General features: G+C 54.1%; 19 protein-coding genes, 3 tRNA genes and 1 riboswitch. Of the genes, 18 read left to right on the forward strand and 4 right to left on the reverse strand.

The annotated features are described in order from the left end of the window. Positions 1-76: P-II family nitrogen regulator (locus tag GXP52_09040; protein ID NOY87432.1), on the reverse strand; the 76-nt coding region annotated here is incomplete at its 3' end. 369 nt (positions 77-445) lie between these two features. On the opposite strand from GXP52_09040, the gene GXP52_09045 reads away from it, so the two are divergent. From GXP52_09045 to GXP52_09075, 7 genes are all read left to right on the forward strand, one after another. Beyond that, entirely contained in the window at positions 446-1,618 is a 1,173-nt protein-coding gene (locus GXP52_09045; GenBank protein ID NOY87433.1) for an MFS transporter, read from the forward strand. Positions 1,619-1,632: 14 nt separating this feature from the next. Next, positions 1,633-2,349, forward strand: coding sequence for a glycerophosphodiester phosphodiesterase (locus GXP52_09050; protein ID NOY87434.1), 717 nt, complete (start codon positions 1,633-1,635; stop codon positions 2,347-2,349). A 58-nt stretch (positions 2,350-2,407) separates the two neighbouring features. Continuing rightward, positions 2,408-2,651: riboswitch (cobalamin riboswitch) on the forward strand. Between the two features lie 134 nt (positions 2,652-2,785). Beyond that, positions 2,786-4,648, forward strand: coding sequence for a TonB-dependent receptor (locus GXP52_09055; GenBank protein NOY87435.1), 1,863 nt, complete (start codon positions 2,786-2,788; stop codon positions 4,646-4,648). A 147-nt stretch (positions 4,649-4,795) separates the two neighbouring features. Next, complete coding sequence (locus GXP52_09060; protein ID NOY87436.1) at positions 4,796-5,641, forward strand: energy transducer TonB; 846 nt, start codon at positions 4,796-4,798, stop codon at positions 5,639-5,641. Position 5,642: 1 nt separating this feature from the next. After that, positions 5,643-6,584 (forward strand): ABC transporter substrate-binding protein, encoded by a 942-nt coding sequence (locus GXP52_09065; GenBank protein ID NOY87437.1) that lies wholly within the window; start codon positions 5,643-5,645, stop codon positions 6,582-6,584. A gap of 2 nt (positions 6,585-6,586) precedes the next feature. Further along, the gene (locus tag GXP52_09070; GenBank protein NOY87438.1) at positions 6,587-7,384 is read left to right on the forward strand and encodes an ABC transporter ATP-binding protein; all 798 of its coding nucleotides are present in this window, start codon (positions 6,587-6,589) and stop codon (positions 7,382-7,384) included. Next, the gene (locus GXP52_09075; GenBank protein ID NOY87439.1) at positions 7,381-8,379 is read left to right on the forward strand and encodes an iron ABC transporter permease; all 999 of its coding nucleotides are present in this window, start codon (positions 7,381-7,383) and stop codon (positions 8,377-8,379) included. Before GXP52_09070 ends, GXP52_09075 begins: the two co-directional genes overlap by 4 nt. A gap of 142 nt (positions 8,380-8,521) precedes the next feature. Here GXP52_09075 and GXP52_09080 read toward each other — a convergent pair whose 3' ends face one another. Then, positions 8,522-8,770, reverse strand: coding sequence for a hypothetical protein (locus tag GXP52_09080; protein ID NOY87440.1), 249 nt, complete (start codon positions 8,768-8,770; stop codon positions 8,522-8,524). 577 nt (positions 8,771-9,347) lie between these two features. On the opposite strand from GXP52_09080, the gene GXP52_09085 reads away from it, so the two are divergent. The 8 genes from GXP52_09085 (at position 9,348) to GXP52_09120 (ending at position 16,537) form a co-directional block, all read left to right on the forward strand. Continuing rightward, positions 9,348-9,908, forward strand: coding sequence for a DUF523 domain-containing protein (locus tag GXP52_09085; GenBank protein NOY87441.1), 561 nt, complete (start codon positions 9,348-9,350; stop codon positions 9,906-9,908). Positions 9,909-10,258: 350 nt separating this feature from the next. Beyond that, positions 10,259-10,343: transfer RNA gene (locus GXP52_09090), tRNA-Leu, on the forward strand. 207 nt (positions 10,344-10,550) lie between these two features. Then, on the forward strand, positions 10,551-11,867 hold the full coding sequence (gene tig / locus GXP52_09095) for a trigger factor (GenBank protein ID NOY87442.1): 1,317 nt from the start codon (positions 10,551-10,553) through the stop codon (positions 11,865-11,867). Position 11,868: 1 nt separating this feature from the next. Next, positions 11,869-12,459: an ATP-dependent Clp endopeptidase proteolytic subunit ClpP gene (gene clpP / locus GXP52_09100; GenBank protein NOY87443.1), complete on the forward strand. Its 591-nt coding sequence runs from the start codon at positions 11,869-11,871 to the stop codon at positions 12,457-12,459. 27 nt (positions 12,460-12,486) lie between these two features. Continuing rightward, entirely contained in the window at positions 12,487-13,755 is a 1,269-nt protein-coding gene (clpX, locus tag GXP52_09105) for an ATP-dependent Clp protease ATP-binding subunit ClpX (protein NOY87444.1), read from the forward strand. A gap of 87 nt (positions 13,756-13,842) precedes the next feature. Further along, positions 13,843-16,266: an endopeptidase La gene (lon, locus tag GXP52_09110; protein NOY87445.1), complete on the forward strand. Its 2,424-nt coding sequence runs from the start codon at positions 13,843-13,845 to the stop codon at positions 16,264-16,266. Positions 16,267-16,341: 75 nt separating this feature from the next. Beyond that, positions 16,342-16,417, forward strand: a tRNA-Val gene (locus tag GXP52_09115). 43 nt (positions 16,418-16,460) lie between these two features. Continuing rightward, positions 16,461-16,537: transfer RNA gene (locus GXP52_09120), tRNA-Asp, on the forward strand. 190 nt (positions 16,538-16,727) lie between these two features. Here the strand turns inward: GXP52_09120 and GXP52_09125 are convergent. Beyond that, positions 16,728-16,973, reverse strand: coding sequence for a YfhL family 4Fe-4S dicluster ferredoxin (locus GXP52_09125; GenBank protein ID NOY87446.1), 246 nt, complete (start codon positions 16,971-16,973; stop codon positions 16,728-16,730). Positions 16,974-17,082: 109 nt separating this feature from the next. Here GXP52_09125 and GXP52_09130 point away from each other — a divergent pair, with 109 nt between their 5' ends. Further along, on the forward strand, positions 17,083-17,775 hold the full coding sequence (locus GXP52_09130; GenBank protein NOY87447.1) for a YggS family pyridoxal phosphate-dependent enzyme: 693 nt from the start codon (positions 17,083-17,085) through the stop codon (positions 17,773-17,775). Positions 17,776-17,777: 2 nt separating this feature from the next. On the opposite strand, the gene GXP52_09135 is transcribed toward GXP52_09130, so the two are convergent. Next, positions 17,778-18,590 (reverse strand): pyrroline-5-carboxylate reductase, encoded by an 813-nt coding sequence (locus GXP52_09135; protein ID NOY87448.1) that lies wholly within the window; start codon positions 18,588-18,590, stop codon positions 17,778-17,780. A 221-nt stretch (positions 18,591-18,811) separates the two neighbouring features. Here GXP52_09135 and GXP52_09140 point away from each other — a divergent pair, with 221 nt between their 5' ends. Then, a complete protein-coding gene (locus GXP52_09140; protein ID NOY87449.1) occupies positions 18,812-19,111 on the forward strand; it encodes a YggT family protein in 300 nt (99 codons plus the stop codon). Between the two features lie 112 nt (positions 19,112-19,223). Next, positions 19,224-19,727: a DivIVA domain-containing protein gene (locus GXP52_09145; protein ID NOY87450.1), complete on the forward strand. Its 504-nt coding sequence runs from the start codon at positions 19,224-19,226 to the stop codon at positions 19,725-19,727. Positions 19,728-19,836 lie beyond the last annotated feature (109 nt).

Raw genomic sequence — 19,836 nt, forward strand, 5'->3', positions numbered from 1 at the left:
TGACCCCCAGCGAAGTGAGGGCCTCCCGGACTTCGTCCAGTTTTCCAGGTTTGATAATTGCGATGATGTATTTCATTTTCTTTGTTCCCCCCTCTCAAAGGATTGTTGGGCCCCGTTATCGGGGCCGTCCTCAAAAAGGCAAGGGCTGTGCCATGTTAGTCCGCAACAGGTGCTGTCGGTCTAAAATGCCTTGTTTTTCAAATAGATAGTCGTTAATGCCCTGCAGCCATACAAAGAAAAAGGCGCGTTCCCCGGCGTCCGATTTGAACAATTACACGGCATTCATCACAGAGGAGCGGTTGCCTGTATCTTAGGCAGAAAACCTTTTTTCGCGGGATGCCGTAGTTGTTTCTGGCATATGCCTCGGTGTTACAGTAGACTTGGGGACAGTGAAATCATCCTGCGGTAAAAATGGGGGATTCCCTTGAAATTCAGGTCCGGAGCGTTGGACCGCAGTGATCAGGGCAAAATCCGGCGTGATCGGAACCTCCGTATCATCTTCAGCGTGACCCTCATATCGGTTCTGGGTGTGGCCAGCATCACCCCCGCTTTTCCACGAATCATCAGGGACCTGGGAATTGAACCGCGGCAGGTGGGGCTTCTCATCACCACGTTTACCTTTCCGGGCATGATCCTGGCTCCTTTTCTCGGCGTCCTGGCGGACCGATACGGAAGGAAAAGAATACTCGTCCCTTCCTTGCTCCTTTTCGGTCTGGCGGGCAGTGCGTGCGGGTTTGCCGGAAGCTTCCATGTCCTGCTCGTTCTGAGGTTCTTTCAGGGGACCGGAGCCGCCGCACTGGCATCTCTCGCGGGTACCATCATCGGTGATCTCTTCCCCGGTAAGGAGAGGGCGACCGCCATGGGCTACAACGCCACCGTCCTGTCGGTGGGCACCGCAAGCTATCCGGCCATTGGGGGCGCCATGGCCCTTTTTGGATGGTACTATCCCTTTTTCCTACCCCTGCTGGCACTGCCGGTGGCCTATGCGGCTCTTTTCCACCTGGAAAATCCTGAACCGAAAGGGGGCAAAAATTTTGTCGACTACCTCAAAGGGGCATGGGGAGTTCTGAAAAACAAGGATGTTCTGGGTGTTTTTCTGGTAGGCATCGCCACCTTCATCATCCTTTACGGTTCCCTGCTGACATTTTTCCCACTCATGGCGAGTGCAAGGTTTGGGGCCTCTACCATGACCATCGGGCTCCTCATGTCGGTCATGTCGGTAAGCACCGCCCTGACCTCGACCCAGATGGGGAGATTATCTGCGAAGTTTGGTGAGAAAAACCTGATCAAGGCGGCCTTTCTATTCTATGGCGCGGCCCTCCTTCTTATCCCGGCAATTTCATCCGTGTCGCTTTACGCCCTCCCGGCTGTGATCTTCGGCCTGGGCCACGGGATGAACATACCGGCTATAATGTCCCTCATGGCCGGTTTCGCTCCCATCGAGCATCGGGGGGTTATCATGTCGGTTAACGGCATGGTGCTCAGGCTGGGGCAGACCGCCGGGCCTCTGGTCATGGGTGTCGCCTACACACTGTGGGGAATCGCGGGACCCTTTTACGCCGGAGCCGTTTTGGCCCTTGCCGTCTCCATTGGCGGCGTGATAGCTGTGAAGTATTGAGAAATTGGAGACCCATGGTGAATAAGCCGCTGATCATAGCCCACAGAGGCGCCTCAGCCTACGCCCACGAGAATACAATCAAAGCCTTCAGGGTTGCCATTGAGATGCAGGCCGACATGATCGAGCTGGATGTCCACAGGACCGCCGACGGGGTTCTCATTATCCACCATGACAGGATGTTCAAAGGGAAATTACTCAGAAATCTGACCGCGGAAGAGATCTTCGCGGCGGCCGTGGATGATGGGTATCTTATCCCCACCCTGGAGGAGACGGTTCAATACCTGGGCGGCAGAATCCGGCTGAATATTGAGCTGAAGGAAGACGGATACGAAGATCAGGTTGTGGAAAAGGCCATGGAGCATTTCAAGCCGGACAACGTGATTTTCTCCTCTTCCATCGATTCGGCGGTAAGGACTATAAAGAAAAGTTTTCCTGCAGTTGCCACAGGCCTGGTGTTGGGGAGCAGGCCTTTAAGAGGGCTTCCCCGATCACTCTTTCCCGAGAAAAGGGTCCATGACACGGGGGTGGATTTTCTCGCCGTGGACCAGAGGCTTCTGAAATTCGGTTTTTTACGAACGGCCCGGCGGCTTGACATGCCGATTTACGTCTGGACCGCCAACGACCGTAAGATCATCAGGGGCCTGGTTGCGGAGGAGCGGGTATCCGGAATTTTCACTGACAGACCGGACCTGGGACTGTTCCTCCGGGAAGCGCACCTTCGCGCAAAGTGATTTTAGCCCAATCTTCGCCTCTTGCCCATGGCCCCTCCCACCTTACAGGGCAGGGTCTCCTTGACATCCCAACGCCGGTGTTTTACTGTCAATCGTACAGGCTAAGGGAAGACGGTTAGAAGCCGTCGCGGACCCGCCGCTGTAACCGGGGACGAAAGCCGCATCAAAGCCACTGATTCTGCGAAGCAAAATCACCCTGAGAGAGCAGCACTTCGAAAGGTGATCCTGGTTTTGCATCGGGAAGGCGCGGCGAGTAGGGTAATCCGGAAGCCAGAAGACCTGCCTGTGGAATGAAGCGAACGGAACCCTCGCGGCCGGGGTCTGACCGCAGCCAGAGACGGATGAAAAACGGCATCCCGGATCTCAATGAAGAGGTCCGGGGTTTTTTTGTCTCTGTGTGAAGATGACATGACATGGCCGGACAAGGAGCGACGAAATGAGGATAACTGCGCTGATCATGGGTGTCCTGGCCATGGTACTTTCTAATCCAACTTACCTTTGGGCAGGGACCGGCGAGGAAGACGTTCAGGAGGTCGTGGTAACAGCCACCCGCATTGAGACTCCCCTGGAGAAGATCGCAAGTTCGATGACGGTCATCACCGCCGAGGATATCCAGCGAAAAGGAGCCGAAACCGTTCTGGAGGCCCTTGAAGGGGTGCCGGGAATAAAAATCAACATCAACGGTGGTGTGGGACAGACAGCCACGGTTTTCATCAGGGGAGCAAGATCGGGGCATACCCTGGTCCTCATTGATGGTGTGGAGGTCAACGATCCCATCTCTACGGGGCGGATCTTCAACTTCGCTAATTTGACGACGGACAACATCGAGAGGATCGAGGTGTTGCGCGGTCCGCAAAGCCCCCTATATGGCTCCGATGCGATAGGCGGCGTCATAAACATCATCACCAGGAAGGGCAAGGGAAAACCCCATATTGCGATAGCAGGGGAGGCAGGCTCGTTTGGGACTTACCGGGGGTACATCGATGTCAGCGGGGCGACGGGGATGAGAGACTATTCCCTTTCCCTTTCACACTTCGACACGGGAGGAATATCCGCCGCCGACGAGGATGACGGGAATTTGGAGAAGGACGGCTACACGAATACCACCTGGTCGGGGAGGATCGGCATTGTGCCTTCCGACAGGCTTGGGCTGGATCTCATTTTTCGATATTCCAGCGCAAAGGCCGACCTGGACAATTTCGGTGGAGCCTTTGGAGATGACCCGGACCACGTTTCGGGTACGAAGGAACTCGTTATGCGTGGGCAGGGGACCATCTCCCTGGCCGACGGCGCCTGGGAGCAGATTGTGGGCGTCTCCTACACGGACAACCGCCGTAACGATATCAACCCGCCCTCCAGGAGTGAGTTCGACAGCGGCCTCGTCAAGCTGGATTGGCAGAACAACCTTTACCTGAGTCCAATCGTCACTCTGACTATCGGCGCGGAGACCGAGGAGGAAAGGGGGAAGACGAACACCTTTGACGAGAAGAAGGCCCGTACGACAGGCGTCTACTTTCTGGAGCAAAATGACGCGGGCGGAAGATTCATCACCACGGTGGGAGCCAGGGTGGACAACCACAGCGACTTTGGTACACAGGTGACCTATCGCCTGACAAGCGCCTATCTGCTGCATGGGACGGGAACCAAATTGAGAGCTACCTACGGGACGGGGTTCAAGGCCCCTTCTCTTTACCAGCTTTTCTCCATATACGGAGATCCGGGCCTTCAGCCGGAGGAGAGCGGCAGTTGGGATGTCGGGGTGGACCAGGATCTTATGGATGGCAGGGCTTCTCTTGGACTGACATATTTTGACAACAGGTTCGACAATCTCATCGACTTCGACTTCGGGACGATGCTCTACCAGAACACCCTCGGGGCCAATACCAGCGGCCTGGAGTTTACCTCCAGACTGCTCCTGACGGATGCGGTTACGATGAATCTCAACTACACATACACGCGGTCGGAGGATGAGGCAACCGGAGAGAAACTGCTCCGCGTTCCCCAGGACAGTATCGAGTTTGCGGCGGACTACAACCCGTCAAAGGGGAATCGCCTCGGGATCGATGTTCTCTATGTCGGTGCCAACGAGGACCTCGATTTTCCGCCACCAACCTACATGCCCGTCAGGGTGACGCTGCACGGCTATACACTTGTCAACCTGTTGGGCGCATTCCGCCTCGCCGATGGTTTCGAGGTTACGGCCAGGGTGGAAAATCTTCTGGATGAGGATTACCAGACCGTTCTCGGCTACGGTACGCCGGGTATCTCGGGATACCTGGGTTTCAAGGCCGAATTATGATGGAATTTTTTACGGCCCGATCAACGCGCCCACTGAAGGAGGCTCAAATCAATGACTTGTCCCGCAGGTCATCGATTTGCGGGACAAGTTGTTGATTTGTGAGGAAAGTGAAAATAACATTTTTCGCTTTCCGTGGAGTAAAAAGCCATGGATGGACTTTTTACGACCCGATCAAAATTGAGGACCGACTCTGTTTTATGGCCCGTTTCCCTGTCGCTTGGGCTTCACCTGGCCATTATCGCCCTGGTTCTGGGACGGTCCGGGTGGGGAGGAGCGATCCCTCCTCCCCACCCGGCTGTCGGGCCGATAGTCGTGGATATAGTGTCATTAGGCTCCGGGGAATCAGGAACTCCCGGTGACCGCCATCCCCATGTTCGGGATGTTCGGGAAACTGTAAGTACAGTTTCAAAATCGCCGGCAATGCCGGCCCATAAATCCAGGGCGGTCCAGGAGCGAATCGCGTCGCCCACGGTGAACATCCCTGTGCCTCCTCCACCCCTTCCATCCCACGAAAATGATGGGACCTCAATGGCCGGAAAGGATGCGCCACCCGTTGAACCGGCTGAAAGTTCCAGTGATGATGCCGATGATCGGGGTCCCGCGTACCAAACCGGCCCGACGGGACTGCAGCAGCCCATGCTTGCCTATGTGGCCGGCCTCCCAGGGCTGGGCCTCCCGGGCAGTTTCTCCAGCGATGGTCCGGGTGTTGATTTCGTCAGGGCAGAGGCCATCGACCTTCCCGAACCGGTCTACCCGGACTGGTGCAGAAGACGCGGCCAGGAAGGGAAAGTCATCCTCTCGGTGAGGATCGGAAGCGACGGGCGTTTGGGCGCCGTCTCGGTAGTCCGGTCAAGCGGTTTTTCCATGCTTGACCGATCGGCCGTAACGGCCCTTCAAAAAGCCCGCTTTTCACCTGCGAGCGAGGCAGGCATTCTGGTGTCATCCACGAGAAAAATCGCCTATTCTTTCAGGATGACGGACGCGAGGTATTGACATGCGGCGCGCCCTGATCTTCATTACAACCATTGTCCTTCTGACCGGGGGAGGCTTCCTTGTACGTGGTTTCAGCCAACAGGAGCCCTCGAATCCAAATATTGCCCACCTGGATCGGTCCCCATCGCAGCCCCCTCGGCCTCAACAATACAGGCGCATCATATCACTGGCCCCCAGCATCACGGAGGTACTTTTCTCGCTTGGCCTGGGTGATAGGGTCGTCGGGGTGACACGGTACTGCGACTATCCACCCGAGGCGCTGGAAAAACCTAAAATAGGGGGATACTTCGACATCAACTACGAGGCGATTATCATTGCCAATCCTGACCTGGTGGTCCTGTTGAAGGAGCATGACAAACCACGTGAAAACCTGAAGCGGCTTGGAATCGAGACCCTTACGGTGGACCACAGCAGCGTTGACGGGATCATGGAATCAATACGGTTGATCGGCAAAAAGACCGGTAAAATGGAGGCGGCCGAAAAGATCCTGCTGACAATCGGAAAGAGGATCGAACGTGTAAAAAACCTGACAGTGGGTCTCACTCGACCCAGCGTTATGGTGGCGGTGGGAAGAAACCTTCAGACTGGAGCGGCCGGAGCGGTCTATATCTCGGGAAAGGACGGATTCTACGACGAACTCATCTCCATGGCCGGGGGGAAAAACGCGTATACCGAAGACACTCTGAAGTTCCCGGCCCTCTCTGCAGAGGGAGTCGCCAGGCTCAATCCCCAGGTGATAATCGAAATGGTCCCCGACGTGACGGACACTCAGACAGACGAGAAGATGATGAAAAAATGGCGTTCCATCCCCAGGCTGGACGCGGTGCGAAAAGGTCGGGTCTACGTGTTCAACGAGGATTACGTGGTGATACCCGGACCCCGATTCGTCCTGCTCTTAGAGGAGATGGCAAGAGTGATACACCCGGAGGCTCGCTGGGAGTGACGATGACAAGACGCAGGATTATTGAGATTGTCAACTATTCCTACCGTATTGGACAGACAGGTATTCTCCATGACGTGTCCATGTGCGTATATGAGGGGGAGTATCTTTGTGTTATCGGTCCAAATGGGGCGGGCAAGACGACGCTGCTCAAGTGCCTGGACCGGATCAACATCGGCGGTCAAGGCGTAATAAGAATGTCGGGCAGGCCTTTGGAGGAATATTCGCAAAAAGAACTGGCAAAACTGTTGAGCTATGTACCACAGGCCGATATGCGGATGCTTCCCTTTTCAGCGGGTGAGTTCGTTCTCATGGGGCGCTATCCCCACCTGAGCCCTTTCTCGGCGTTGAAGCCCGGGGATCGCGAGATAGTTGAAAAGGCCATGAAGCTCACAGGAACCGAAAGATTTTATCACCGGCCCATGGGGACTCTTAGTGGAGGGGAATGCCAGAAGGTGCTCATCGCGGCGGCGTTGGCGCAGGGGGCGAAAGTGCTCCTGCTCGATGAACCTACAACCTTTCTTGATCCGAAGCACGGAGAGGAGGTCCTGGGAATTCTGGCAAGGCTGAACCGGGAGGAGGGTATTACCGTAGTTTCGGTTACGCACGATATCAACAGCGCGGTTCTCAACGGTGACCGGGTTGTCGCCCTGCGGGAAGGGTCGGTGCGGTTTGCAGGTCCACCGGCCGGTCTCATGAATAACAGCATCCTCGAGGCGATTTACGACAGGAGGTTCCTCCTCACCCCACACCCTCAATCCGGGCGGATGATCGTTCTCCCGGAGGATGTTGTGCGGCAATGACGGGCAGCCGCAGGGTCTGCATCCTGTTTGCTCTGGCTCTCCTGGCGGTGCTGGCGCTGGCAGTCGGGCCGCTGATCGGGATGCGGACAATTCCGCTGGATGCGGTTATACATTCCTCTTCCTGGAGCAGGGAGAGTGAGATATTCTGGAGGCTGCGCGTGCCCAGGGTGTTTGTCTCCTTTCTCGGGGGGGTCGGCCTGGCGGTAAGCGGCATGTCATTTCAGGCGCTTTTCAGAAATCCCCTTGCGACGCCCTTTACCCTGGGCGTGTCATCCGGGGCCGCCCTCGGCGCGGCCGCCTATATCCGCTTTGGACTGCCGGTCGCCCTGCTGGGAATTCCCGGCATATCGCTTTCAGCCTTTATCGGAGCCATGCTTTCGATCCTTCTCGTATATGGCCTGACTCAACTTCGATCCGGTTTCTCAACCGGAACCATGCTGTTGGCCGGGGTGGCTATCAGCTTCTTCTTTTCAAGCGTCAACCTTTTTATCCAGTACATCAGCGATTTTACCCAGACCTTTCACCTCATCCGGTGGCTTATGGGCGGCCTGGAGGTAGTGGGTTTCCGATCCGTTCTGAACATGCTGCCGTTCGTGGTCGTCGGCGTCATCATTATCCTTTACCTGACCTACGAGCTGAACCTGATGGCTACCGGCGAGGAGATGGCGACCAGCCGCGGGGTAAACGTCAGGTCCGTGCGGCGAAGGATTTTCTTTGCCGCTTCTCTGATGGTGGGAGGGGTCGTTTCGGTATGCGGTCCCATCGGGTTTGTGGGGATGATGTCACCGCACATCTGCAGGCTGATAATCGGGCAGGACCACCGCTACCTCGCCCCTGCCACCCTCCTTTTCGGCGGTGCATTTCTGACCATATGCGACACCTTTGCCCGGACCGTCATCGCTCCCGCTGAGATACCCGTCGGGGTGATCACCGCCCTCCTCGGAGGGCCGTTTTTCGTGTGGCTGCTGGTCAGGGGAGAGCAACTGGAGCTTTGATTCCCTTCCCATTGATCAGCCTGCCCGCTTGCGCAGCTCCCTGGTAACGCAGCTTTCAGGCAGGTGACCATAGGATGTCGGGGGACCAGGTCACCCTAAGGTTTCCCTGGGGTACTTGGGACCTGGGTTCGTAAAATCTTCCTCAGACCGATTTTTTTGTGAGGCCTAACCTCGAGAACCAGCTCCGAAGGCCGCGGGTTTCCCTCACTGGAATTTTTACCGGGAGCGCCGAAAGGGGCTCGTGCCAGTAAAAAAACAGGGTTGGCCTGGGATCGAGATCATGGGAACCTGGTCCCAGGGAATATGGGATGCCGCCATCGGGGGCGAGAGGATCGCGCTGGTGAAAAATCGTCCGTCCCATCCTGAGCAGGTGGTGTTTCAGATTGATCATCGTTTGCCTCCCATCTTTTTTTTTGCCGCCTGTGCCTTCTCGATCCGGCGGTGATATGGCTTCGCCTATATAAACATGTGATATAAAGCAATAAACATGCCGAATGTAGGTACGGCTTTGAAAGTCTTGGACCGGCCTGGGATACCGACGGGGCAGGGACCCAATTGTCGGTGTCAGCGCAAAGGTGGGGGTGGTTACAGAGCGTTGTAATACCTTGTTAATAAAAGTAATTTTAGAGTTGATCTGAAAGTGGGCGCTTCCCCGAATCATCATCGAGCGCCTACAGCTGAAAGGTGGCTACCTGTAATCAGGCTATGGGGTTGATAATTGAGAATGCCAATGGAGTGTGTTGGTTTTGCAACGTTCAACATGGGCGGAATTGCAGTTATGCCACAGTTGCTCGCGCCTACTTAACAGAGGGCCGCCGGATCAGCGCCTTTCCTCTGCCGCCCCCGGCGTGATGGACTTTGCCATCTTGGCCGCCCCTGTTCCGGAATTTGTGGCCTGGATGGAAAAGAGTTGTTGATCAGCGCATGGAAGATATAAAATAGATGATAATGATCGGGATCGCATCGACATGATCGAAACAGAACGGGAGCTTGAACATCCACGGCTGGGAATCAGCGCATGCCTGCTGGGGGAAAACGTTCGCTGGGACGGAGGGCACAGGCTCGATTGTTTTCTCACCGGGACACTGGGAAAGTTCGTCGAATATATCCCGGTATGCCCGGAGGTCGAGTGCGGATTTCCTATCCCCAGGGAGCCGTTTCACCTGGAGGGCGACCCCGAAAATCCCCGTCTTATTGCCTCACGTACGGGAGTGGACCACACCGACAGGATGCAGCGGTGGGCAAGAGAACGCGTCAGGGCGTTGGAAAAAGAGGACCTGCGCGGTTTTATCTTTAAAAGCGGTTCTCCCAGCAGCGGCATGGAGCGCGTCAATGTGCTGAACGAAAAGGGGATACCGGTCAGGAAGGGACGAGGAATATTCGCCTGCATCTTCATGGAGCACTTTCCCCTTATCCCGGTTGAGGACGACGAAAGACTCAAGAATCCTCAACTCCAGGAGAACTTCATCGAGCGGATTTTCACCCTGGGACGCCTGTTGGACTTTCATACCCGCCGCGATCCTAGATGACTTCCCTCGCAGGCTGCCTTAATATGCTCTGAAAGCAGATAATACCCAAGCTGGCGAAGATGTTCCAAAATCTTCTTTTTGTCTCCAGATCGGCTATAATTATCTGGAAAGCGGCTGGAGTGTCGGAATATGTGGCAACCTGCCACTTCGCGGGGGAAAGGCCCTCACTTCATGTTGGGGAAAAAGGTAGGAACCCCCTTCCAAAAAGATCGTAATCCTGTTAGAAACCATTTTTATCTAGCCGATGGCATTGCGACACTGTATGCAGGGTCCGGGGTCTGCGCCCATGCGTCCACGCATCCATTTTTTTCCTCTGGACACTGGACTCTGGACTTTGGACATGGTTCCCTGCGAGAATGGCGGAACTGGCAGACGCGCTGGGTTTAGGACCCAGTACCTGACGGTGTGGGGGTTCGAGTCCCCCTTCTCGCACCACGCCAGGCATTATTGATTGGATCGTAAAAAGTCCATTCGTTGCTTTTTTCTCCACGGAAAGCGAAAAGTATCATTTTCACTTTCCTCACAAATCAACGACTTGCATTGCAGGCCATTGATTTGGGCATTTCCCCCGGGCGCATTGATGACTGTTTAGAAGTCATCAATATTTCATTAACCGCATTTTCGAGAGGAGTAAATTTTTTCATGAAGATCAACCTTGAGAAGACAAGCGATGTGGAGAGAAAACTGAGCGTAGAGATTCCCTGGGACACGGTTAAGGAGGAGATCGACAAGGCTCTCTTTCGGATCAGGGCCGGAGCCACGCTGAAAGGGTTTCGCAAGGGCAAAGCACCCATTGAGATGGTCCGTAAAATCTATGGTGCCGAGGCGAAGGATGACGCGGTAAATTCCCTGGTGTCCGTCGCTACCCGAAAGGCGCTGGATGAGAATAATCTGATCCCTTTCGGCAGTCCATATCTGACAGAGGTCAAAAGTGATGAAAACAAACCCCTGGGGTTTGAGGCCATAGTTGAACTTTCCCCGTCTTTCGAGCTTACCGACTACAAGGGTCTTGAGCTGGAGAAGCCCATATTCCGGGTCAAGGATGAGGATGTTACCAGTTTTATCGATTCTCTCAGAGAACAGAAGGCCGAGGCCGTTCCCGTTGAGGAGAACAGGGAGCTTTGTAGCGGAGACATCGCCAGGATTGATTTTTCCGGGACCAAAGGGGGCGAGCCCGTGGAGGGGATGGATGTTAAGGACTACATGATCCAAATCGGTAAAACCGAACTGGTGCCCGGTTTTGAGGCACAGATCTTGGGCATGAAGGCAGGTGAGGAAAAAGAGTTCGATCTTCCCTTTCCGGATGATTTTTCCAACAAGGACCTGGCAGGTCGGACAGTACACTTTTCGGTAGCCATTAAGGCGATTGAGGTACTTGATATCCCTGATCTTGACGACGAGTTCGCCTCCACCGTGGGTGAGTACAGGACGGTGGATGAGTTGAGAAAGGCTGTTCGCGAGGATATGGAAAAAATCAGGGGGACCGATTCCGAGCGCGCCCTGCGCTCAAACCTGACACGCAAGCTGGTCGATGCCAATGTGTTTGACGTTCCTCCCTCTCTGGTGGACAAGGAATTGAGGTTTCTCGTCCAGGATTATGGTGAAAAACTGACTCGGGCGGGTGTTCCCGACGAGAAGATCAAGGAGCTTATCCTTGCCAATGAGGAGGGGCTGAAAGATACAGCTAAAGAGCACGTTCGCCTTATGTATGTCATCAGTGAGATAGCCGACGTGGAAAAGATCGAGGCCAAAGACGCGGAGATTGACGCTGTGGTCAGGCACGCTGCGGCACAGACGGGTAAACGTTACGAGGATCTTCAGGAGGAGTATTCATCCGACGGCACCATTAAAGAGATCACCTTCAGTATCTTGCGTGACAAGGTCTTTAACCACATACTGGAAAATGCCGTCATCACGGAAACTGAGGCAAAAAACGAAATCGAACAGGAGGACCATTGATATGAATCTTATCCCGATGGTAATTGAACAAACCGCCCGGGGGGAGAGAGCCTACGATATCTACTCGCGCCTTCTGAAGGACCGGATAATCTTTCTAGGCACCGCCATCGATGACCATGTTTCCAACCTTATTATCGCGCAGCTCCTCTATCTGGAGGCTGAAGCGCCCGAAAAGGATATACATATCTATATCAACAGTCCCGGAGGGTCCGTGTCGGCCGGCCTTGCCATCTACGATACCCTGCGTTACATTAAATCGGAAATCGAGACGATCTGCATCGGGCAGGCCGCAAGCATGGGCGCCCTGATCCTGTCTGCGGGAACCAGAGGGAAGCGGCTGTCTCTGCCTCACGCAAGGATCATGATCCACCAGCCCTTGGGCGGTTTTTCTGGGCAGGCGTCGGACATAGATATACATGCAAAGGAGATCCTGAGAATCAAGGGTGAGTTGAATACCATTCTTGCTGAGAGTACGGGACAGCCCTTTGAGACTATAGAGGCGGATACGGATAGGGATTTTTTCATGTCCGGCGAACAGGCCGTTAAATATGGATTGGTTGACAGGGTGATTTCCCAACGGCTTTCCGAATAGTGCGGTTAGAGCCACGAAGGAGAAACCATGAGTGAAGAAATAGGCAAGAACAGTGCCATCCTCCGCTGTTCCTTCTGCGGTAAGACGCAAGATGAAGTTCGCAAACTGATCGCCGGACCTACGGTCTATATCTGCAATGAGTGTGTGGATCTGTGCACCGACATTATCGAGGAGGAGTGGGAACGTGAGGAGAGCGATAGGATCTCGAAGGATCTGCTAAAGCCCGAACAGATTAAAAAAGCTCTGGATGAGTATGTTATAGGCCAGGAAAGGGCCAAAAAAGTACTCTCCGTGGCGGTCTATAATCATTACAAGCGCATCGAAGCCAGCAGCGATGACGTTGAACTCCAGAAGAGCAACATCTTTCTTATCGGGCCGACCGGATCAGGGAAGACCTTGCTTGCGCAGACCCTTGCCAGGATTCTTAACGTTCCATTCGCCATCGTTGACGCGACGACCCTGACGGAAGCGGGGTACGTTGGTGAGGATGTTGAAAATATTATTCTCAGACTCCTGCAAAATGCCGACTACGACGTAAGCCGCGCAGAAAAGGGGATCGTTTATATTGACGAGATCGACAAGGTGGCAAGGAAGAGTGATAACCCATCCATCACCAGGGATGTTTCCGGCGAGGGTGTTCAGCAGGCTCTTCTGAAGATTATTGAGGGCACCCTGGCAAATGTGCCTCCCCAGGGCGGACGAAAACATCCGCAGCAGGAATTTATCGCGGTCGATACGGAGAATATTCTTTTTATCTGTGGTGGAGCCTTTGTCGGGCTGGATTCGGTGATCGAATATAGGATCGGGAAAAAGGGCCTCGGTTTCGGGGCTGAGGTGAAGACCAGAACAGAAAAAAATATCGGTCAGATCCTCACTCAGATGCGGCCGGAGGATTTAATCCGTTTCGGCATGATCCCGGAGTTTGTTGGTAGAATCCCGGTTGTGTCCACCCTGCACGATCTGGATGAGGACGCCCTCGTCCAGATACTCACCGAGCCAAAAAACGCGCTGGTCAAGCAGTACCAGAAATTCTTTGAATTTGAGAATACAGCACTGAAGTTTACCGATGGAGCTCTTTCCGCAGTGGCGAAAGAGGCCATTGAACGCAAATCCGGGGCCAGGGGGCTGCGCGCCATTCTGGAGGACCGAATGCTCGATATCATGTATGATCTTCCCTCGCAGCCCAACGTCCGCGAGTGCATTGTCAACGAGGATGTCGTACTTTTAAGTATGGATCCCATCCTTCTTTACGAATCAGGCTCCGGCGAGGAGGAAGAGGAAAAAAAAGTATCGTAACCCCCCGGCCGATATCCCTTACCCTGGAGAGGACATCCCTTCAAGGTTTGGGATAACTGTGTAAAATGAATGGAGTGTGATTCGCAAATGGCTAACAAAACTGAAAAAGTTTTTATAAATCAGTCGCTGCCCGTATTGCCGCTGAGAGACATCCTGGTATTTCCTCACATGATCGTCCCCCTCTTCGTGGGCAGAGATAAGTCCATCCGTGCCCTCGAGGTGGCAATGGAGGCGGACAAAAATATCCTGCTGTCGGCTCAGAAGGACGCGAAGGTGGATGAACCGACACCGGACGAGATCAACGATGTGGGAACCCTTTCGTCCGTTCTTCAGATGCTCAGGCTGCCCGATGGGACGGTAAAGGTCCTTGTGGAAGGGCAGAAGAGATGTCGTCTTACCGCTTTCAGGGAGACGGTGGACTACTTTTCTTCCGAATATGAGGAATTGGACTACTTTTGCCCCATGACCCCCGAGCTTGAGGCTCTGATGAGAAGTATTGTCGATCGGTTTGAGCGGTACGCAAAGCTCAACAAGAAGGTTCCGCAAGAGGTTCTTTCCACCGTCAATATTATCGAAGATCCCGGGAAGTTTGCCGATACCATCGCCGCCCACCTTCTTATCAAGCTGGAAGACAAACAGGATCTTCTGGAAGCCATCGAGGTTCCGCGCCGATTGGAGAACATCCTTCAGATCATGGAATCGGAGATCGAAATTCTCCGGATCGAAAGGAAGATACGCAGCCGGGTCAAGCGCCAGATGGAAAGGACCCAGAAGGAATATTATCTCAATGAGCAGATGAGAGCCATCCAGAAGGAACTGGGCGAAAAGGATGAGGCCAAGGCCGAGGTCCAGGAACTTGAGGAGAAAATCAAGGATGCCCAGATGCCGGAAGCGGTTAACGAAAAAGCGCTTAAAGAACTTCGCCGTTTGAAGATGATGGCCCCCATGGCAGCCGAAGCCACAGTTGTTCGCAACTACATGGACTGGCTGATCTCCATCCCTTGGACAAAAAAAACCGATGATAAGCTGGATATCACCGAGGCTGAACGTATTCTAAATGAGGACCACTACGGTCTCCATAAGGTCAAGGACCGAATTCTGGAATATCTGGCTGTTCATCAGTTGGTGGGTAAGCTGAAAGGACCCATCCTCTGCTTCGTGGGTCCCCCAGGTGTTGGTAAGACATCTTTGGCGAAGTCCATCGCCCGGTCCATGGGCCGGAATTTTGTCCGTCTGTCTCTTGGGGGAGTCAGGGACGAAGCTGAGATCAGGGGGCACCGGAGGACATATATTGGGGCGCTTCCCGGCAGGATTATCCAGTCCATGAAGCGAGCCGAGACGGTTAACCCGCTGTTCCTTCTCGACGAAGTGGATAAAATGAGTATGGATTTTCGCGGCGATCCCTCGTCAGCGCTCCTGGAGGTTCTGGACCCGGAGCAAAACAACGCTTTTTCGGATCACTACCTCGAGGTTGATTACGACCTTTCAAATGTAATGTTCATCACGACGGCGAACACTCTTGATCCCGTTCCCGCCCCTCTCAGGGACCGGATGGAGATTATTCGCATCGCGGGGTACACGGAACCGGAAAAACTCAATATCGCCAAACAATTCCTGGTAAAAAAACAGCTTAAGGCAAACGGTCTTTCCGGGAAATACGCACGCTTCACGGATGCCGGTCTTTTGACGATCATCCGAAACTATACGATGGAGAGCGGTGTCAGAAATCTTGAGCGGGAGATCGCTTCCGTGTTCCGCAAGGTGGCGCGGGATATTGTCAAGGCAGGCAAGGAAAACGCGAAGCGCATAAGTATAAACAGCAATGTGGTGAAAAAATACCTGGGTGTGCCCAAGTATGATCACGGTCTCATTGAGGAGAAGGATCGGATCGGGCTGACTACCGGCCTGGCATGGACCGAGGTCGGAGGCGAACTGCTTCAGATCGAGGTAACCGTCATGGAAGGCAAGGGCAACCTTACGTTAACGGGAAAACTGGGGGATGTCATGCAGGAGTCCGCCAGGGCCGCTCTCAGCTATGTTCGCTCCAGAGCATCCGAACTGGGTCTCCCGCGGGACTTTTACCAGAAGGTGGATATCCACGTTCACGTACCGGAGGGGGCCATCCCTAAAGACGGCCCTTCCGCCGGGATCACCCTCGCCACCTCTCTCGCCTCGGCCCTTACGGGAAGACCCGTCAGGCACAACATGGCCATGACCGGTGAAATTACACTACGCGGCCGTGTGCTGAAGATCGGTGGGCTGAAAGAGAAGCTCCTCGCGGCCAATCGGGGTGGGGTAACGGATGTAACCATTCCCAGGCAGAACCGGATAGATTTAACTGAGGTTCCCGTGGAGATTCTCCAGGGGTTGACCATACACGATGTGGAAAGTGTAGATGAGGTGCTCGAGCTTGCCCTTCTCCCTCGGACTGAGGAGAAGCCCATAGCGCCGCTGCGAGGACGGAGCCCTCAGGGTTTGCAGGACCAGGCAGGCCCGATGCTTGCCCACTAGGCTCCTTGGCCAGCTTTTCATGATATTGTCATTATTGACAATGACGGGTAAGACGATTATAAGTAGGCTTCCCGTGGGCGGTTAGCTCAGTTGGGAGAGCATCGGCCTTACAAGCCGGGGGTCACAAGTTCGAGCCTTGTACCGCCCACCAAATGGAAAAATCCGCGTCCGGAGCGGAATCAGGTTGAAAATCCGGGGTCGTAGTTAAGCTGGTTATAACGCCGGCCTGTCACGCCGGAGGCCGCGGGTTCGAGTCCCGTCGACCCCGCCAGAATTTCGAAGGGCCGTACATGTGTACGGCCCTTTTTTAGGTGTCATCCGGTTAATGCGCACCTTCCCCAAACTTCAAATCCCGTTATTTCACCGCCCGTTCGTCACGCTTAAAGCGTGACGAACGGGCGCCACGAGATCACGGAGGAAATCTTTCGCATCTCTCGCTCAAGGCGCAGAATCACTGAATTTTATTTCGAATGAATGCTCTCGTACCTGGACTGAAGGTCCTCCCGGCTTTCCTTGCGGTCAGGATCGGGAACACAGCAATCCACCGGACACACCGAGGCGCACTGCGGTTCATCGAAGGCGCCTATGCATTCCGTGCAAAGGTCCGGGTCTATAATGTAGATCTCACCTTCAGATATTGCCTGATTAGGACATTCCGGTTCACATACTCCGCAGGCGATACATTCCTCGGTAATGATAATGGCCACGGTCATACCTCCTTTCGGAAATGGTTGAATCACCATTTCCCTTGCTGGGTGGAGATGAATCCCACACCATGTTGGTGATTTATGATCCATCTGCTGATATAAAGATACAATGAATAGAATAGCCGAAAATCTGAAAAATGTTCGGGAAAAAATATACCGTGCCGCCAAACGCTCGGGCAGGCATTCCGAAGACATCCTCCTGCTGGCCATCAGCAAGACAATGCCGGTGGATCGTATCAGGGCAGCCGCATCCGCAGGGCAGGCTGATTTTGGGGAGAACCGTGTTCAGGAGGCGGGGGAAAAGATACCTCAATTACCGGAGAACCTGGTGTGGCACATGGTCGGTCATCTCCAGAAAAACAAGGCCAGGAATTGTCCGTTTCTCTTCAAATGGATCCATTCCATCGATTCCATCGGGTTGGCCAGAGAGGTTGCCAGGCGCTACAAAGAGGCTTCCTCGGTGTGCCGGACGCTGGTTCAGGTCAGCGTGTCCGGTGAGGAGGCAAAGTTCGGCTGCAGGCCCATGGACGTCCCCGAGGTCCTTTCCGTCCTTCTGGAAGAGGATGGTGTTAAACCTTGCGGGCTGATGACCATCCCACCATTTTCTGCGGACCCGGAGGATTCCAGGGAATATTTCAGGAAATTGAAAAAGCTGAGGGACGATCTGGATGCCCGGGGCTTTCCTCCATGGAGCATCAGGGAGCTTTCCATGGGAATGAGCGGAGACTACGAGGTTGCCATTGAAGAAGGTGCGACTATTGTCAGGGTGGGGACGGCCGTTTTCGGCCGCCGGGACTATTAACGCTACCCTTTCCCCAACTCCCTTGATCTTTCCGTGGCCGCCAGGACACCCTTTTTGACCGCATCCTCGAAGCCCGCTTTGGCCATGGCCTTCAGGCCGGCCTGCGTTGTTCCTCCCGGAGACGTTACCATTTCGCGCAGGGTCGATGGCTCCATCTTTGTTGCGGTCATCATCATGGCGGCGCCGAGGATCGTCTGGGTGACCAGCCTGGAAGCTTCTTCAGGTGGAAGCCCTACAGTAGTCCCGGCCTCGGTCATGGCTTCGGCCATGCGGAATATGTAGGCCGGACCGCTTCCGGACAAGCCCGTAACAGCATCCATCATGTTTTCCGGCAGAACAAGGCATATGCCCACCGCCTCAAAAAGTTTGCCTGCCCAGGCGATCATGTCCTCTTTGACTCTTCCTCCTGGGGAAATAACCGTTGCCCCGCTTCCGGTGAGAGCGGGCGTGTTTGGCATGGCGCGTATGACAGGGGTCAGCGGCAGGCCGGCCTCCAGGAGAGAGAGAGGGACTCCGGCGGCAATGGAGATGATGACCTGACCGGGTCCGGGAATCCGGCCGATCTCCTCAATGACGCCAGGAAGAATCTGTGGTTTGACAGCGAGAAAGACAGTGCCGGACTCAGCGGCCGGGTCCTCGTTATGGGAAGTAACCGAAAATCCAAACCTCTTATGGAGGGAAGTACGACGTTCCTCGAGAGGGTCGGCGATGACTATATTGTCTGGCGGGACGATACCGGCCCGTATTATCCCCCCAGCCAGGGCTTCCGTCATGTTTCCCCCGCCGATGAATCCGATGGTTTTTCTGTATTTCAATGGCCACCGCCTTTCAGATCTTCGATTTGGGCGCCCCTTAAGCGGGCGCGTTGATGACTTTTTACAAAGTCATCAATCTAATATGATACAGTCGGGGATGGAATTGGTCAAACCTTCGCCCGTTATTCACAAATCAGGTGCAAGACAGTTTGACAATATCGCCAGCAACTTATATGGTTAAAAGGAATTCTTAATGTATAATCGGAGGTGTAAACAGGCCTATGTTCGTTCTGAGCAACTTTCTCATAGCCTTGGCCAGGATTCTTAGCATCGCCCTGAATCTGTACATGTGGATAATTATCATCCGGGCCGTTGCCACATGGTTTTCTCCCGATCCATATAACCCCATCTATCAATTTCTTATCCGGATAACCGAACCGGTTCTGGGATATATTCGAAAAATCATCCCGTTCAAGTTTGGAATGGTGGATATTTCGCCTATCATAGCCATCTTCGTGATCATCTTCCTGCAGACATTTCTTGTCCAATCCCTTCTCGGGATTGCCATGTCGTTGAAATGACAGGGGACGTAGTTACATTGTTAAGTTGCCGGCAGGACGGCCCGGTTTTAATCGACACAGCAGTGCGTAACTTGACAACTTAACAGCGTTCTCAGAAAAAGAGGGAAAACAAATGCGTCTTTCACCGCTGGACATACAAAGCCAACAGTTCCGTGTGAAGATGCGGGGATACGAGACCCGCGAGGTTGAGAATTTTCTCGAAATGGTAGCGGCTGAATTCGAGGAACTCATTCGTGAGAACGGCAAACTTAAGGAAAAGCTTGCCAGACTGACAAACCAGCTGGATGAGCTTCGCCAGAGAGAGCAGACTCTCAAAGAGACCATGATTACCGCCCAGAAGGTCACTGGGGACATGAAGATGGCCGCAAGAAAAGAGGCTGAGCTGATCATTTCCGAGGCCGAACTCAAAGCGGAGAGAACCATCGATGATGCCCACAGGAAACTTGCGGTAATCAGCGATCAGATCATGGAGATTCGGCGCCTGAGGGCCCAATTCGAGGTTCAGATCAAGTCCGCCGCCGAAAGCCACCTGAAAATCCTGGAGATCTCCTCTGAGGCCATTGAGGAGGAGATGGCCAACGCGAAGAACGTCAAGTATCTTGTCAGCAAAGAATAGATATTAGGTTCATCCGGATAATGCGTACCTTATATTATTATTTTGCTGTCATTGCGAGGAGCATCGAGGGAGACGAGAGTGACGCGGCAATCCCGGGCGGAGCTGAAAA

Source organism: Deltaproteobacteria bacterium, from assembly GCA_013151915.1.
GTDB lineage: Bacteria > BMS3Abin14 > BMS3Abin14 > BMS3Abin14 > BMS3Abin14 > BMS3ABIN14.